13 protein-coding genes are annotated in these 15,297 nt (G+C 70.0%); 6 read left to right on the top strand and 7 right to left on the bottom strand.

Annotation, left to right across the window (positions count from 1 at the left end; genetic code table 11):
- Positions 1 to 57: 57 nt before the first annotated feature.
- From ACWGIC_RS14675 to ACWGIC_RS14685, 3 genes are read left to right on the top strand one after another with little or no spacing between them, the layout of a single operon-like run.
- Positions 58 to 453 (top strand): GntR family transcriptional regulator, encoded by a 396-nt coding sequence (locus ACWGIC_RS14675; RefSeq protein ID WP_452076424.1) that lies wholly within the window; start codon positions 58 to 60, stop codon positions 451 to 453.
- On the top strand, positions 450 to 1,562 hold the full coding sequence (locus ACWGIC_RS14680) for a DUF1648 domain-containing protein (protein ID WP_452076425.1): 1,113 nt from the start codon (positions 450 to 452) through the stop codon (positions 1,560 to 1,562). Before ACWGIC_RS14675 ends, ACWGIC_RS14680 begins: the two co-directional genes overlap by 4 nt.
- Positions 1,563 to 1,594: 32 nt before the next feature.
- On the top strand, positions 1,595 to 2,227 hold the full coding sequence (locus tag ACWGIC_RS14685; RefSeq protein ID WP_452076426.1) for a class I SAM-dependent methyltransferase: 633 nt from the start codon (positions 1,595 to 1,597) through the stop codon (positions 2,225 to 2,227).
- 396 nt (positions 2,228 to 2,623) lie between these two features.
- On the opposite strand, the gene ACWGIC_RS14690 is transcribed toward ACWGIC_RS14685, so the two are convergent.
- Positions 2,624 to 2,881, bottom strand: a complete 258-nt coding sequence (locus ACWGIC_RS14690; RefSeq protein ID WP_452076427.1) for an antitoxin — start codon at positions 2,879 to 2,881, stop codon at positions 2,624 to 2,626.
- A 208-nt stretch (positions 2,882 to 3,089) separates the two neighbouring features.
- Here ACWGIC_RS14690 and ACWGIC_RS14695 point away from each other — a divergent pair, with 208 nt between their 5' ends.
- Positions 3,090 to 4,184, top strand: coding sequence for a CaiB/BaiF CoA transferase family protein (locus tag ACWGIC_RS14695; RefSeq protein ID WP_452076428.1), 1,095 nt, complete (start codon positions 3,090 to 3,092; stop codon positions 4,182 to 4,184).
- Between the two features lie 160 nt (positions 4,185 to 4,344).
- On the opposite strand, the gene ACWGIC_RS14700 is transcribed toward ACWGIC_RS14695, so the two are convergent.
- Positions 4,345 to 5,565: a cytochrome P450 family protein gene (locus tag ACWGIC_RS14700; protein WP_452076429.1), complete on the bottom strand. Its 1,221-nt coding sequence runs from the start codon at positions 5,563 to 5,565 to the stop codon at positions 4,345 to 4,347.
- Positions 5,566 to 5,717: 152 nt separating this feature from the next.
- Complete coding sequence (locus tag ACWGIC_RS14705; RefSeq protein ID WP_452076430.1) at positions 5,718 to 7,253, bottom strand: fibronectin type III domain-containing protein; 1,536 nt, start codon at positions 7,251 to 7,253, stop codon at positions 5,718 to 5,720.
- A 299-nt stretch (positions 7,254 to 7,552) separates the two neighbouring features.
- Here ACWGIC_RS14705 and eno point away from each other — a divergent pair, with 299 nt between their 5' ends.
- A complete protein-coding gene (eno, locus tag ACWGIC_RS14710) occupies positions 7,553 to 8,827 on the top strand; it encodes a phosphopyruvate hydratase (RefSeq protein WP_452076431.1) in 1,275 nt (424 codons plus the stop codon).
- Positions 8,828 to 8,876: 49 nt separating this feature from the next.
- Here eno and ACWGIC_RS14715 read toward each other — a convergent pair whose 3' ends face one another.
- From ACWGIC_RS14715 to ACWGIC_RS14725, 3 genes are all read right to left on the bottom strand, one after another.
- On the bottom strand, positions 8,877 to 9,974 hold the full coding sequence (locus ACWGIC_RS14715) for an MFS transporter (RefSeq protein WP_452076432.1): 1,098 nt from the start codon (positions 9,972 to 9,974) through the stop codon (positions 8,877 to 8,879).
- 1,661 nt (positions 9,975 to 11,635) lie between these two features.
- Positions 11,636 to 12,391, bottom strand: coding sequence for a S1 family peptidase (locus ACWGIC_RS14720; protein ID WP_452076433.1), 756 nt, complete (start codon positions 12,389 to 12,391; stop codon positions 11,636 to 11,638).
- A gap of 265 nt (positions 12,392 to 12,656) precedes the next feature.
- A complete protein-coding gene (locus ACWGIC_RS14725) occupies positions 12,657 to 13,868 on the bottom strand; it encodes a hypothetical protein (protein WP_452076434.1) in 1,212 nt (403 codons plus the stop codon).
- Positions 13,869 to 14,040: 172 nt separating this feature from the next.
- On the opposite strand from ACWGIC_RS14725, the gene ACWGIC_RS14730 reads away from it, so the two are divergent.
- Positions 14,041 to 14,874: an SDR family oxidoreductase gene (locus ACWGIC_RS14730; RefSeq protein ID WP_452076435.1), complete on the top strand. Its 834-nt coding sequence runs from the start codon at positions 14,041 to 14,043 to the stop codon at positions 14,872 to 14,874.
- 24 nt (positions 14,875 to 14,898) lie between these two features.
- Here the strand turns inward: ACWGIC_RS14730 and ACWGIC_RS14735 are convergent, their stop codons facing one another.
- Positions 14,899 to 15,291, bottom strand: coding sequence for an Imm1 family immunity protein (locus tag ACWGIC_RS14735; RefSeq protein ID WP_452076436.1), 393 nt, complete (start codon positions 15,289 to 15,291; stop codon positions 14,899 to 14,901).
- Positions 15,292 to 15,297: the final 6 nt, after the last annotated feature.

Below are 15,297 nucleotides of genomic sequence, written 5' to 3' on the forward strand. Positions count from 1 at the left end.
GCCACCACCCCCATGAGTTATCTGTTCTATGAGATGTATAGCAGATATCCTGAGCGGGTGCTGCTGACTTTGGATCTCGACAGCGAGACGCCGATCTACCTGCAGATCCGCGACCGGGTGGTGGAGGCGATCGCCGAAGGCGACCTCGCCGAGGGCGACCCGCTGCCCTCCACCCGGCAGCTCGGCGCCGACCTCGGCATCAACTTCCACACGGTGAACAAGGCCTACGACCTGCTCCGGGCGCAGGGCCTGATCCGGGTGAACCGCAAGAGCGGCACGGTGATCCGCCGCGACGCCCGGTCCGGCCCCGCCGAACCAGGATTCGGCGACGAATGGCAGGACCGCCTCCGCACTTTGCTCGCCGAAGCGGTCGCGCTCGGGCTGGACGAGGACGAGGTGACCGCCCGCTGCGGCGCGGTGCTCGAGTCCTTTCGCGTCAAGACCGCGCCGTGACCTGGTCTGTGTACCTGGACCTCGCGGTGGTCGCGCTGGTGGCCGGCGCGTTCTGGGCGGCGCCCGCGCTGGCCTGGCCGACGCTTCCGTTCGGAGTCCGGATCCCGGCGGCACGCGCCGCGGAGCCCGAGATCGTCCGCGCGCACCATCGCTACGCGCGCGGGGTGCTGGTGGCAGGCACTCTCGCGTTCGTCGGGGTCGCGTTCGCCTCGGTCTGGCTGCGTTGGCTGTCGGCAGCCTCGTTCGCGACGCCGGTTCTCGCGATCGCCTGCAGCGGCCTCGGATACCGCGCGCACCGCACGGTCGCCGCCGCGAAACGCTCTGGCGACTGGTATTCCGGCACCCGTCAGGCAGTCACGACCGACACTTCGCTGCGCACCGCTCCAGTGCGTCCACAATGGAGCTTCCTGGTGCCGGCGTTGGCGCTGCTGGGAATCACGGCGGCGATCGGGGCGTGGCGGTACGGCAGTCTGCCCGCGACATTGCCGACGCCGAACGGGGTGATCGTGGATTCCGCCCGGCGCGGTGCGACCACGATCGGCCGTGCGTTCGCGACCGTCACCGCGCAGCTGCTGATCATCGTTCTCGTCGGCCTGCTGGGCGTCGCACTCCCGCGGGCCCGGCCGGAACTCGACGCCGCGCAGCCGACCGCTTCGGCCGCCCGGTACCGCGCCTATCTCGCCGGCGTGCTGCGACTGTTGTTCGGCACTGCCGGGTGTGCGGCCGCGAGCCTGCTCGTGGCGTCGCTCGAGGTGTGGGAAATCGCCCCGGCCACGACGGGCACGACTGTCGTCAGCTATCTCCCGCTCGCCGTGGCTGCGGTCGCGTGGGTGGTCTTCGCGTTCCGCGTCGGCGACGCTGGACATCGGCTGCCTGCCGAAGAAGAAGACTCCCGGCGCGTCCAGCGCGACGACGACCGGTACTGGCGCCTCGCGGGCATGGTCTACGTCAACCGCGGCGACCCGGCGGTTCTCGTGCACCGGCGGACGGGCGTCGCCTGGACGCTCAACCTCGGCCACCCGATCAGCTGGGCGATCCTCGCCGTCCTCGCCGCGGTCGCCGCGCTGGCCGGATTCGGCGTCATAGAACTGCCTTCCCGGGGCAGTTAGCCTGGTCACCTCGACGGCGAGGGGAGACTGGCATGTCCGAGGAGCTGACCACCGCGGCGGAACTGTTCGACGCGATCGGTGCCGGGTATGAGGAAGCGTTCGGCCACCGGCCGGTCGTGGACGCGGCAGTGCGGGAGCTGATCGAGGCGCTGCCGCCGTCGGCGCGTGTGCTCGACGTCGGCAGCGGGACCGGCCGTCCCGCCGCGGCGGCGCTGGTCGCCGCGGGACATCGGGTGACCGGGATCGACGTGTCGGCGGAGATGGTGCGGATCGCCCGCGAGCAGGTGCCCGGGGCCGAGTTCGTGCAGGCCGACGTGCGGGAATGGGACTCGGAACCGGGGACGTGGGACGCGGTCTGCGCGTTCTTTTCGTTCGTGCAGCTGCCGAGGGCCGAGACGGAGCGCGTCCTCGGCCGCATCGCCGGCTGGCTGGCTCCGGGCGGACGGTTCGCGCTGGTCACAGTGCCGGGTGACATCGAGGATCTGCCGATCGACTTCCTCGGCCACTCGATCCGGGTGACGAGCTTCCCAGTGGACGCGCTGGTCGACCGCGTGCGCGCGGCCGGGCTGGAGGTGACCGGTACCCGGGAGGAGACCTTCGAGCCGGGCGAATCGGGGGCGGCACCGGAGGAGCACGTGCTGATCTCGGCCCGCAAACCCGGCTGACCGAATGCCGGAAAGGCGCGGCGGACCACGGGGTCGTGAAACAATTTCGGATGGCGGGCGAGCCGCACGGAAAACGGGGCGGCATTTCCGCGCGGACCGGGTGAACACACCGGAAATCGCGCGGGAAATGCCGCCCCGTGCCGTTCGATGCGGCCGGTTTTCCGCTGAGGCCGGATTGATCGTGGCTGCTGCCTGGCTATTGCCGGTCCAGCGCCGCTCAGTCGCCTCGGCCGGATTGGCCTGATCGCGGCCTGGTCAGTGCCGCTTCAGCGCCGCTCAGCCGCCGCGGCCGACAACCGCCGGTGCGCTCGGCACGATAACCCAGGCCACCCCGGTTCTCGCTGCTGCTGCGCGCAGACGCACCCAGCGCGGGAACTCAGGCCGAACCAGCCGTCGCTACTGCTGCTCGCCCGGCTGGCCGCCCTGGTCGAAGCCGCCCTGCGGCTGCCCGCCGCCCTGGTCCTGGCCGCCTTCCTGGCCGCCGCCGAAGTTTTCCTTCAGTTTGTCCGCGCCCTGGCGGATCTGGTCGCCGTGCTTGCCGCCGGTTTTCTCGTCGGCGAATTCGGCCGCCTTGTCGACGCCCTGGCTCACCTTGTCCGGGTTTTTGCCCGCGAATTCCTGGACCTTGTCCTTGGCCTGGTCGAAAAAGCTCATCGAAATCCTCCTTGATCCATTCGTGATCCATGGATACCAGCCGGGTACCCGGACAGCGCGGCCGCGAGACGCCAGTCCCCGGTTCGGGTGAGGCGCGGTGCCGGTTCTGCCCGGGTCGGGCCACGGGTGGGTTACCCCACACGCTCGGGTCCGGGCCGGACCGGCCGGTAGGGTCGCCGCGGCAGGGCGCCGAGGCCGAGGAGGACGTGTGGCGGGACCGTTGAGCGGGCTGAAAGTCGTCGAACTGGCCGGGATCGGGCCGGGGCCGCACGCTTGCATGGTGCTCGCCGACCTGGGCGCGGACGTCGTCCGGGTGGAACGGCCCTCCGGATCGCTCGACCTCAGCGGCGGCAAGCCGGACCCGCTGCTGCGCGGCCGCCGCTCGGTCGCGGCCGACCTCAAGACCCCCGAGGGCCGCGAACTCGTGCTGCGGCTCGCGGCGAAAGCGAACGTGCTGATCGAGGGCCTGCGCCCGGGCGTCACCGAACGGCTCGGCGTCGGCCCGGACGACTGCTTCGCGTGCAATCCCCGGCTGGTCTACGGCCGGATGACCGGCTGGGGCCAGGACGGCCCGCTCGCCCAGCGCGCCGGGCACGACATCAACTACCTCGGCCTCACCGGGGTGCTGCACGCGATCGGCCGCGCGGGCGAACGTCCGGTGCCGCCGCTCAACCTGGTCGGCGACTTCGGCGGCGGGTCGATGTTCCTGATCGCGGGCGTGCTCGCGGCGTTGTGGGAATGCGGCCGGACCGGGCGCGGCCAGGTCGTGGACGCGGCGATGGTCGACGGCGTGAACGTGCTGTCCCAGATGATGTGGGCCTTGCGCGGCCTGGGTTCGTGGTCCGACGAACGCGGCACGAACCTCCTGGACGGCGGCGCGCCGTTCTACGACACCTACGTCTGCGCGGACGGCCGCTACGTCGCCGTCGGCTCTCTCGAACCGCAGTTCTACGCGGCCCTCCTGAACGGCCTCGGCCTGGCTGACGAAGACTTGCCGCCGCAACTGGACCGCGACGGCTGGCCTACGCTCCGCGCCACCTTCACCCGTGCGTTCCTCAGCCGCACCCGCGACGAATGGGCCGAGGTATTCGACGGCACCGACGCGTGCGTCACGCCGGTCCTCGCTCCCGACGAGGCCGCCAGCCACCCGCACATCGCCGCGCGGTCGGGCCTGATCACGCTGGACGGAATCGTCCAGCCCGCTCCGGCGCCGCGGTTTTCGCGCAGCACCACGGATGTGCCGTCGCCGCCGCCGGTTCCGGGCGCGGACACGGAAAAGGTGCTCGCCGACTGGGGCGCGTAGTTCGGCGAGACGGCCTGGTTGCCGAGGTCTTCGGTTCCGGCCTTCGTGCAATACCAGCGCGAGGTCCGTGGCGTAGCAACCGGGCGGCTAAAGCGGCCTGATGACCGTCCGGTCTTCAGCCAGCGAGACCAGGAACCACCCGCACCGCAGTCCGCGGCGGCTAGTCCCGCAGCCGCACCGGCAGGGTCACGTGCCCGTTGGTGATGAACGACGGCACCGGTTCCAGCTTCTCGCCGGGCACTGCCAGCGCCAGGTCCGGGAACCGCTCGAACAACGCGGGCAGCCCGAGTTCCGCTTCCATCCGGGCGAGCTGCGCACCGAGGCAGTAGTGCACGCCGTGGCCGAACGCGAGCGTCGTTTTGTCCTTCCGGGACAGGTCGAACTCGTGCGCATCCGGGCCGTGGTAATTCTCGTCGCGCCCGGCCGGGCCGAACGACGCGAGAATCGGGTCGCCCGCGTGGATGGTCGTGCCCTCGACCTCGATGTCCTCCCGCGCGAACCGCAGCGGCAGGTGCGAAAGCGGTGCCTGCCAGCGCAAAGTCTCGTCGACCACGTCCGACCAGGTGCGCGTTCCCTCGAGAAGCTGCCGCAGCTGGGCGGGATGGGTCAGCAGTGCGGTCACGGCCTGGTCGAGCAGGTTGACCGTCGTCTCGTGACCGGCGGTGATCACCAGGATCAGCGTGTCCACCAGTTCCGCTTCGCTGAGCCGGGAGCCGTCCTCGTCGCGGGCGGTGATGAGCGCGGTGGCGAGGTCGTCGCCCGGCTCGGCGCGCCGCTGTTCGACAAGGTCGGCCAGAATTCCGTACAGCAGCTCGACGTTCGCGGTCGCTTCTTCCGGGGTCGCCGACGTCGCGAAGATCCCGGCCACCGCGGTGCGCAGGCCCGGCCGGGCTTGTTCGGGGACGCCGACCAGACCGCAGATCACCTCGATCGGCAGCCGGTAGCAGTACTGCTCGCGCAGGTCGGTTTCCGTCGGCCCGGCTTCGAGATCGGCGAGCAGGCCGTCGACGATTTCGGCGACCACCGGGCGCAGCGCGGCGATCCGGCCGGGCGCGAAAGCCTTGGACACCAGCGACCGCAGCCGGCGATGTTCGGCGCCGTAGGCAGTGAACATGTTCTGCACCGAAACCCAGATGTGCAACGGCCAATCGGGGGTGATCTCGCCGTCCCGGTAGGCGGGCCAGTGCCGCCGGGCGTCTTTCGACACCCGCGGGTCGGCGAGCAGGGTGCGCAGCAGCGGCAGGCTGGTGACCGACCAGGCGAGCACGCCGCCCGGCAGTTCGACCACGGTCAGCGGTCCGCGGGCGCGAAGCCGGGCGCCCTCGCCGTGCACGTCCGGCGCCGCCGGGTCCAGCACGAAGGGGGTGACGGCGTGATCCATGGGCGCTCCTCGCGGCCCGAGGTCCACAATGGACGGACGATGGGGGAGGTGTCCGTTGCGGCCGCCGGGTCCGCTGACAAGCGTAGCGCGGCTAAGGATCGTGCTGTCCGGCTTGAGGGGTGGTCCGGACCAGGGCGGGGAAGGGGTTGACGTCAGCCGTCGGCGCGCTTGCGGTGTAGCGAGAACCGCTCGAAGACCGACAGCTCGCCGGTCGGCTTGTTCACGTTGTAGTAGGTGACGTGCATGGTCGTCGTGGATCCCGGGCGGTGCCCGGGATCCACGGTGAACGCGGCGAACCCGTAGGGGTGGTCGAGATCGCGCACCGCGCTCCACACCGCTTTTTCGCGCACGTAGGTCGGTTTCCGCTTTCCGGTCGCGGGATCCCGTTTGCCCGCGACGGCAGTCAGCACCTTTCCGGTGCCGTCGGTGAAGAAGCTGCCGTTGGTGGTGCCGGAGACGCCGCCTCCGCCGAGAATCATGTGGACGGTTCCGTGCGTGGCGTCGATGTCGTCCGTCGCGTCGGACACCGGGTTCGGCGTGAGAGTTTCGCTTTCCGGGACGACGCCGTGGACAGCGAGGGAACGTTCGTAATCGTGCTCGTGCCCGCAGAGCACCAGATCGACGCCGTAGCGGTCGAACAGCGGGCCGTACTTTTCGCGGAGGCCCAGGTCGGCGCCATTCGCGTCGGACGTGCTGATCATGACCTGGTGCATCGCGACGACGATCCAGTCCACGTCGTGCGACGCCCGCGCCGCGGCGAGTTCTTTCTCCAGCCAGGCGAGCTGCCGTCCGCCGGAGTAGCCGTTGACGTAGACGTCGCCGCCGTCCTGCAGGCAGTTGTCGTCGTTCTGCAGCACGATCACCCGCACCGCGCCGACGGTGAAGCCGTACCAGAGACCGGCGAGTTCCGGGTCGGTTTCGGTCGAGGGCAGCTGGAAATACGCCTGGTAGGCATCCATTCCGAGCGCGCCGTTGCTCTTCTCGATCTCGTGGTTGCCCGCGGCGGGCATCCACGGCCGGTAGCGCGCCGAGCGGGTGTTGTTGGTGAAGAAGTTGTTCCAGGTGCGCACGCGGTCGACGTCGAGGTTGGCGTAGCAGAGGTCGCCGTTGAGCAGGTGAAACAGCGGCGCGACGGTCTCGATGCCGGTGACGATGTCCTTCGTGGCCGGGGTGGAGAAGAAGTCGAGCGCGGGCGCGCCCTTGAGATCCCAGGTGACCTGCGGTGCCGATTGGTCGCCGAAGCTGGTGAAGGTGAACGCGGAGCGGCCGCTGGGCGCGGTGCGGAACGTGCCCGCGTCGGGCGTCGCGCCCTCGTGCTGGGCGACGTAGAGGTACTCGGTGTTCGGGCACAGATGGCTGATCTCGGCGTGATGCACCCAGACCGTGCGATGGGAAGCGCCGTCGACGTAGGTGCGGGTGACCGCGGGCGCGTACGAGCCGAAGCCGCTGTCGAGCGTCCCGTAGATGACGCGGGGACGGCGGACGGGGCCGTCGGTGAGCCACGAGACCACCATCTGCCGCGCGGGATCGCGGCCGAACGTGAGATGCAAACCCTGTACCGGTGTCGCGCCACCGCCCGGGGTTGGCATGAGCGGGGCAGCGGTTGCCATACCAGTGCCGAGCAGTGGTACGGCAGCGGTCGCGCCCATGATGCCTAAGGCTCCTCGACGGCTTACAGCGTCGGACATGCGGCGGGCCTCCTCCGGCTCCCGGACGGAAGCGAAGCTATGCTGGCCGCGCGGCCCGCCGATGAACGCGAGCTGTACGGGACGTGAAGTGTCTTTCGCGCGGGCTCCGGTTCGTTCCCTTTGCCGGGAAACGGTTTCCGGACTGTCCGAAGTGGAGTGTCCGGGCTTCGCCGGATCGATTCAGAGGCGTTCTGCTAGCCTGCGTCCTGACGTGCGGCTCGCCGTGGTGCCGCCTAGCTGGTCGGAGCGCTTCACGGAGCGTGCGCTGAGTGCTTCGGCTCGAACCTCCGAGGAGCGTTATGACAGGCATCGTCCGGGTCCGGGGCCGTGAGGTGCTCGACAGCCGGGGCAACCCGACGGTCGAGGTCGACGTGGTGCTGGCGGACGGGTCGGCGGGCAGGGCGGCGGTGCCGTCCGGGGCCTCCACCGGCACGCGCGAGGCCGTTGAGCTGCGGGACGGCGACGCGAAGCGGTTCCACGGCAAGGGCGTGCGCAAGGCGGTCGACGCGGTGAACGGCGAGATCGCCGACGCCGTGGTCGGCATGGAGGCCGAGGCGCAGGCCGACGTCGACCGCGCCCTGATCGCCCTCGACGGCACCGAGAACAAGGCCCGCCTCGGCGCGAACGCGACGCTCGGGGTCTCGCTGGCGGTGGCGAAGGCCGCCGCCGCGGCGAACACGCTGCCGCTGTACCGCTACGTCGGCGGGGTGTACGCGCACCTGCTGCCGATGCCGATGATGAACATCATCAACGGCGGCGCGCACGCGGACAACCCGATCGACTTCCAGGAGTTCATGATCGGCCCGGTCGGCGCGTCGACGTTCGCCGAGGCCGTGCGGATGGGCTCGGAGGTGTTCCACACGCTGCGGAAATCGCTGCACGACGCGGGACACAACACGAATGTCGGAGACGAGGGCGGGTTCGCGCCGCAGCTGGGGTCGGCCGACGAGGCGCTCGAGTTCGTGGTCCGCGCGATCGAGAAGACCGGCTACGAGCCGGGCAAGGACATCGCGCTGCTGCTGGACCCGGCGGCGTCGGAGTTCTACCGCGACGGCGTCTACGACTACACCGGCGAGGGCCGCAAGCGCAGCGTCGAGGAGCACGTCGCGTACCTGACCGAGCTGACCGAGCGTTTCCCGATCGTGTCGATCGAGGACGGTCTCGCGCAGGACGACTACACCGGCTGGAAGCAGCTGACCGACGGCATCGGCGACCGCGTGCAGCTCGTCGGCGACGACCTGTTCTGCACGAACGTCGAGATCCTGCGCGACGGCATCAAGCGCGGCATCGCCAACTCGATCCTCATCAAGGTCAACCAGATCGGCACCCTGACCGAGACGCTGTCCGCGGTCGACACCGCGCACAAGGCGGGCTACTCGGCGGTCATGTCGCACCGTTCGGGCGAGACCGAGGACACCACCATCGCCGACCTCGCGGTGGCGACCGGATGCGGCCAGATCAAGACCGGTTCGCTGTCGCGGTCCGACCGCACCGCGAAGTACAACCAGCTGATCCGCATCGAGGAGGAGCTGGGCACCGAGGCTCGCTACGCGGGCTGGGACACCCTGCGCTGAGCTAGTTTCGAAAGGCGGCCCGGGCTCTTTCCGCCCGGGCCGCCTTTCTTTATTTCTTCACCCGCAGGACCATCGCCACGGCAGTGAAAGCCGCACTCACCCAGAACGCCGCCCGCGCATGCGTCGCGTCGAGCACGAAGGCCCCCGCCACTGCGGGCCCGACCACCGCGCCGAGATTGAACGCCGTCGTCGCGATCGCCCCCGCTACCCGCGGCGCGTCACCGCTGGCGGACGTGACGATCGCAGCGATCAACGCGGACCCGACGCCGAACGCCATCGCCCCGGTGACCAACGCGGCTGCCAGGAGCCCCGGAAGACTCTGCGCCGCGAAGAACGCCGCCACCCACACGGCGGTAAGCACTGCCGTGCCCGCCTTGAGGATCTTCGGCCCGACCTTGCCCGCGACCGTGACGCCGGCGAACGACCCCACTCCGAAAGCCGCGAGCACGACCGGAACCCACCCGGTCAGCGCGCTCATGGTGCCGAGGTAAGTGAAGGCCGCGAACGTCCCGCCGTTGACGAGAACCCCCTTGACCACGGTGATCGCGACGCGGGGCCGGGCCAGCACCCGCCACTCGCGATACACCGGGCTGGTCGCAGGCGGATCGTCGAACTTCGTCGTGGCCAACGCCGCGGCGGCCACCGCGGTGATCGCCGCGATGGCCCAGAACGCGGCCTGCCACCCGGCGTACTGCCCGAGCACCGTCCCGGCCGGAACGCCGACGATGCACGCGAGCGTGACACCGGAAAGCAGCACGGAAGTCGCGCGCCCGACAGCGTCCGCTGGGACGAGCGCGGGCAGAGACGCGAGCGCTACGGCTAGGAACCCGGCGTTGGCGAACGCCGCGAGGGCGCGGGTCGCGAGCAGGAGCGGGAAGTCGGTGGTGAGGGCGCCGATGACGTGTACTGCGCAGAAAAGCCCGAGGAAGGCGAGCAGCGCCAGCTTGCGCGGCAACTTGCTGCCGAGCATGGCGAGCACCGGTGCGCCGACGACCATTCCGGCCGCGAAAAGGGAGGTGAGCAACCCGGCGGTGCCGAGGGAAACGCCGGTGCCCGCGGCGATCTGGGGGAGCAGCCCGGAAAGGACGAACTCGGACGTGCCCTGCGCGAAGACCGCGCCGGCGAGGATGAAAAGGACAGGAGACAAGGCGGATCGACTCCGGAGGTTTTACGGCGTCCGGTGGGACGCCGGAGGGATGAGGACGGTTCGGGGTGCGGTGGCTGCGGTGGGCTGCGCTGGCTCGTGCCGGGCTTGGCTGCCGTGGGTCGGTGCCGGTGCCGGTGGCTGCCGTAGCTGTGCCTGTCGCGGGTGGCCTGTGCCGGGGTGGCTGCGCTGGCTCGGGCAGGGTGCCGGGCTTGGCTGCTGTGAGCTGATGCCCGTGGCCGTGCCTGCCGCGGAGCCTGTGCCCCGGTGCCAGCCGTCGGTGGCTGGCACCGGGGCGTGCCAGCTCTGAGGCCGGTGCCTGTGGCCGTGCCTGCGTGGAGCTTGTGCCCCGTGGCGTGCCTGCCGTCGGTGGCTGGGTGCCGTGGCGTGCCAGCTCTGAAACCTGTGCCCATGGCCATGTCTGCCGTGGAGCCTGTGCCCCGTGGCGTGCCAGCCGTGAGGCCAGTGCCCATGGCATGGCTGCGATAGCAGCTGCCGCCATGGCCGTCGCCGCATGTAGCTTGCGGGCTCGGGCCGTTGGCACCGGTGTGCAGGCTGTGCCGTGGCTTTCCCGCCCTGGGTCCGTCGCCGTGGCATGGCTTCCGCAGGTGTGGCGTGTTTGCCGCGGATGGCCTGTGTCTATGGCTTTTTGCGGCCAAAGACGTGGCCATGCGCGGCCTGCGGGCCGGTGCGCTGGCTCGGGTGGGCGGGCTGTGCCGTGGCGTGCCTGTCGTGGCCGGTGCCGGGGCAGCTGTGACCGTGCGCGGCTTGCGAACCTGGGCCGTTGGCCCAGGCCGTGCCGTGCGTTGCCAGCTGCGAGATGCCCGTGCCATGACATGGCTGCGGTAGCAGCTTCCGCCATGGGCGTGTCCGGGCTAAGCAGGTCTCACGCCGGTGACAGGGCCGTGACCGCAGGAAGCCTGAACCAGAGCACGGCCGCTGGCATCGCCCTCGTGAGTGTTGATTCCGGTTCTAACCGGCCGGAACGCTCACGAGCCTTGCCCGCGATACGGCCTGACAGCTTCGACGCTTAAGGCCAAGCACCCGCCGGATTGCCCGGCCGGGATTTGCCGCTGCACTCGCCACTCCGCCGCCCAGCTCTCGGCTGGGCGGCTACCGTCTGTTGGCCTCCGGCGAAGTCATACCCCGGATCTTACCGTGCCTTGCCCGGCGCTCGCGGTCGGCGGTCGCGGCATCCAGCGATCCGTTCCCGTTTCTCCGGAGTCATTTCCGGCTCGACGCACTCCGGCCGCGACTGCGTTGTACGGTCAGAAGCCGGGCGCAGTCGAGCCCTGCTCACGTGACGTCGTGGTGGCCTTCGCGGCTGGAGCCGGTTCCTTGCAGTGCGAGGGGCCGAACTCGGCAAGCGTGCGGCTCGAAGGGCTGTGGCTGGCTCAGTGAGTTCCGCTCCGCGCGGCGGACTTCAGCCGGGGCTCGGCGTGCTTGGGCTCGGCGTGCTCGTGGTCGGCGGAGCTCTGGCTGGCTCGGGTTCGTCTCGGCCGTGCCCCTCAGCCGGGCCTGGCGCTCGTGAGGGTCTGTGACTCGTCTGGTGAAGTCCGCTCCGCGCAGCGCGGCTGTCTGCCCAAGCCGGACATGGCACCCATTAAACTCCTGCGGACACCCGGACCTCGTCCACCCGCCCAGCCAAGAGTGAGCCCGTCGCCTCAACCGAGTCCGGCGTGGGCGGCGATCTCGTCGGCGAAGGACGTCACCCTGGTGTACATCCCGGGTTTGCCGGGCTTTCCGCATCCGTCGCCGTAGGACACGATGCCGACGACGGTGTCGCCGACCATCAACGGGCCGCCGGAATCGCCTTTGCAGGCGTCGATGCCGCCGTTCGGGTGGCCGGCGCACAGCATGCTCGCCGAGGAGTATTCCGGGTACGCGGTGTAGCAGGTCGAGTCGTCGGCTATCGGGACGGTGGCTTGGCGCAGGTAGTCCGACCGGTCGCCGCCGTCGGCGACGCGGCCCCAGCCCAGGACGGTGGCGGCGGTGCCGGCGGGGTAGCGGCTCGGGTCGCGGGCCAGGTCGGCGGAGGGGTAGGGGAGGGAGCCGCGGACGGTGAGGACTGCGATGTCCCAACCTTGTTGCGGGGTGTGGAAATTCGGGTGTTGCCAGGCAGCGGACACCGCCCGGACGACGCCGTCTCGGCTGCGTTTGTCCTCGCGGCCGGCTACTACGCTGAGTTCGCCGGTCGGGACGGTGGCGGCGCAGTGGGCGGCGGTCGCGACCGCGGTGCGGCTGACGATGACGCCGCCGCAGAACTGGGTTCCGTGACTGTCCACTAAGTACACTGCGTACGGATGTTGTTGCAGGGAAGCTTTTTCACCGCCGATGATGGCCGGAGAGGCGTTGGCGGGTGCGCTCAGGCCGACAGCGAGCAGGACGACGGCGGCGATGAGTGCGAAACGGCGTGGCATGGCGGACCCCCTCGGCTGCGGCAGCGCACGTTGACCACTTTAACCGGCGGTTGAGCGGGAAACCGTCGCTGAACCGGGTGGAAACCGCGAGAGGCCGGGCCGCTGAGGGGGAGATCTTCTGAAACACGGCCCGGGCAAAGGGATCCCGAGCAGGGTCAGGGAGAAGGATCGCAGTGAACGGAGGCGGCGGAGGGGAGAGGCAAACCCAACCCCGAAAAGGAGAAGCCGGTGCGGGACAAGCCCCGCACCGGCACCCCGGCCCGCCTCAGCAGAGCGGTGCCACCGGACTGTCCGAACCGGTCTTCACGTACGTATCCGAAATGTAGTGCCCAGGCCCGATCCGGTCCCAGATTTTGCTGGTCCCGAACTTCCCGGTCACGGTGTCTCCGTTGACGTAGCACTCGATGTTGACTCTGGCGTAGTTCGCCGCCAGGCCCTTCACCGACGACGTCGTGTGCGCGCCCGACCGGACGTTCACCGGGTCGCCCGCCGTTTGCACCAGGCCGGTCGCCGCGGCGGAGCCCGTCCACAGGTAGGTGACCTTCACGTTTCCGTTGTCGCCGAGGCCGACGCCGGAGCTGAAAGTGCCGTCGGCCAGGTCGATGCCCGCGGGGTTGCCCACTTTGTACCCGAGGTCGTCCCGGCCGCCGTTGTAGCCGTTGTGGTAGGCGGCGTAGGCCTCGGGCTGGCCCTGGGGCAGGTCTTTGTATTCCGCGCGCACCGAGGGCGGATTCCAGTAGTCGTCCTTGGTGTTCCACGGGCCGACGTCCCAGACCGGCGCGTACTCGCAGCGGCTGTTGTCCGTCTTGCACACGCGCACGGTGTAGTTGCCGGTTCCCTTGGGCGACAAGGATTTTCCGGACGGCAGCGCGACGAAATGGTCGTTGCTCGTGATGACGTGGCCGTTCGCGGTGGTGTGGCCGGTGAGGCCTTCGCGGGTGGCGTAGATCGTGTAGGTGAGCGGGGTGGCGGCGGCGATGGCGTTCGCCTGCGGGGACAGGGAACCGGTCAGTTCGACGTCGTGCACGGCGGGGCGGGCGGTTGTCGTGCTGGACAGCGTGATTCTGGTCTGCACGACGCTCACCGCGCGGGGGAGAGCGGTGCCCGCGGGGGTCCATTCCGTCCAGTCGTCGGCGCCGGAGCGGCCGCGGACGTCGACTTCGACCGAGGTGCCCTGTGGTGCGTCGGCGGAGATCTCGGCGGCTACCCGGTTCACCGGCGCGGGCAGGCGCCGTTCGGCGGAGAGCAGGTAGCCTTCGCTGCCCGCGGCCTGATCAGCGGGTCTCCACGCGGGGTCCCGCAGCGTGAGCGTACCGCTGGACGCGGCGACATTGACGTCGTCACTGTCCACTGAGGACAGATCGGCGCGCCAGGCGCCGGAAGCCTCGGCGGCGCTCACCGGCGTCGCGACTGCGGTGACCGCCCCCGCGGCGAGCAGTGCGGCGACCGTGCGCCGGACCGTCACATTCCCGACCACGACGGATCTCCCTTCACTCGTCCGAATCGAACGGCCGGAGTCTCCGAGGGATCCGTACACGATCCATACAACGATCTCGCCCGGTCGTGTACCGGATGCGGGAGGTTGACAGCGGGGAGTAGCGACTATAGCTTTGCTGACAAAGTTAATTTAAGAGCAAAGGAAGTGTGGGATGACCATCCTGGTCACGGGGGCGCGCGGGAATGTCGGGAGCGAGGTCGTCCGTGTGCTCCGCGAGGGCGGGCACGAGGTGCGGGGGTCGGCGCGCGACGCGGCGGCGCTGGATTTGCCGGACGCGGTGTCGTTGGATCTCGCGGCCGAGGGAGGGTTCGAGGACGCGCTCCGCGATGTGGACGGGATCTTCCTGTATCCGACGCGGCCGAACGGTGCGGCGGATTTCCTCGCAGCGGCGCGAAAGGAGGGCGTGTCCTACGTCGTGCTGTTGTCGTCGCCGGACGTCTACGAGGGAGCTGCGGACAACCCGATCCGGCGGGGGCATCTGCCCGCGGAGACGGCGGTGGCGGAGTCCGGATTGCCGTTCACGGTGCTGTATCCGGGCTGGCTGGCGGGCAACACCCGGCGCGACTGGGGCGCGGCGATCCGGGCCGGGGAACCGGTGCGGCTCTTCTCGCCGGAGTCGCAGTTCACGCCGACGGCCGAGGCGGACGTGGCCGCGGTTGCCGCGAAACTGCTCACGGAGCGTAGCTACCCGGGGCAGCGGCTGGCGCTGACCGGACCGGAGTCGATGACCCAGCGTGCGGTGGTGGAGACCCTTGCGGAGGAACTGGGTCGCTCGATCGAAGTGGTGACCGAAACGCGGAGCGAGGCGCTGGCCCGGCGTCCGGAATGGATGCCCGCGGCGGTTCTGGAGCATCTGATGGACGTGGAAGAGGCTGCGGTGGGCCGGGCGGCGCCGGTGAACAACACGGTGGAACGGTTCGTAGGACGAGCGACGCCGTTCCGCGAGTGGGCGCGGGCGCACAAAGCCGACTTCGCTCCGAGGTGACAGACAGTCCGATGTGGACAGAAACTACGCGCGCTTCCAGGAAACGCAGGCAGGTCGCGTCTGGGATTCGCACAGCTCCCGCACCGCGCCCAGCACTTCGTCGGCGGAAACCTCGCTTCCGGAGGGCTGCGGGAAGTGCGCGCCCTGCAGACTGAAGTAGTCGACCGGCTCCTCGCCCCTGCCGTCCGCGGGCAGGTAGGCCTCGCCGTTTTCGTGCCACACCAGGCTTCCCCTGCCGCCGCGCAAACCGGCGACCAGATACGGAGTCCGCGGTTTCCGGCCCGCGTACAGCCACCAGACGACCCCGGCGTCCGGCGCGGGCGGTTCGGCGGCGCGCAGGGCGGAGAGCACGTCGTCGGCAGTCGTCTCGGTGACGTCGTATCCGGTCCGGCGACGGGCGTCTTCGATGCTCGCCATGGTGTG

The organism is Amycolatopsis sp. NPDC054798 (assembly GCF_053611505.1).

Coding starts and splice junctions, on each gene's coding strand:
- ACWGIC_RS14685 (WP_452076426.1), top strand. CDS start 1,595: ATGTCCGAGGAGCTGACCACCGCGGCGGAACTGTTCGACGCGATCGGT.
- ACWGIC_RS14735 (WP_452076436.1), bottom strand. CDS start 15,291: ATGGCGAGCATCGAAGACGCCCGTCGCCGGACCGGATACGACGTCACC.
- ACWGIC_RS14700 (WP_452076429.1), bottom strand. CDS start 5,565: ATGGATCACGCCGTCACCCCCTTCGTGCTGGACCCGGCGGCGCCGGAC.
- eno (WP_452076431.1), top strand. CDS start 7,553: ATGACAGGCATCGTCCGGGTCCGGGGCCGTGAGGTGCTCGACAGCCGG.
- ACWGIC_RS14705 (WP_452076430.1), bottom strand. CDS start 7,253: ATGTCCGACGCTGTAAGCCGTCGAGGAGCCTTAGGCATCATGGGCGCG.
- ACWGIC_RS14730 (WP_452076435.1), top strand. CDS start 14,041: ATGACCATCCTGGTCACGGGGGCGCGCGGGAATGTCGGGAGCGAGGTC.
- ACWGIC_RS14690 (WP_452076427.1), bottom strand. CDS start 2,881: ATGAGCTTTTTCGACCAGGCCAAGGACAAGGTCCAGGAATTCGCGGGC.
- ACWGIC_RS14720 (WP_452076433.1), bottom strand. CDS start 12,391: ATGCCACGCCGTTTCGCACTCATCGCCGCCGTCGTCCTGCTCGCTGTC.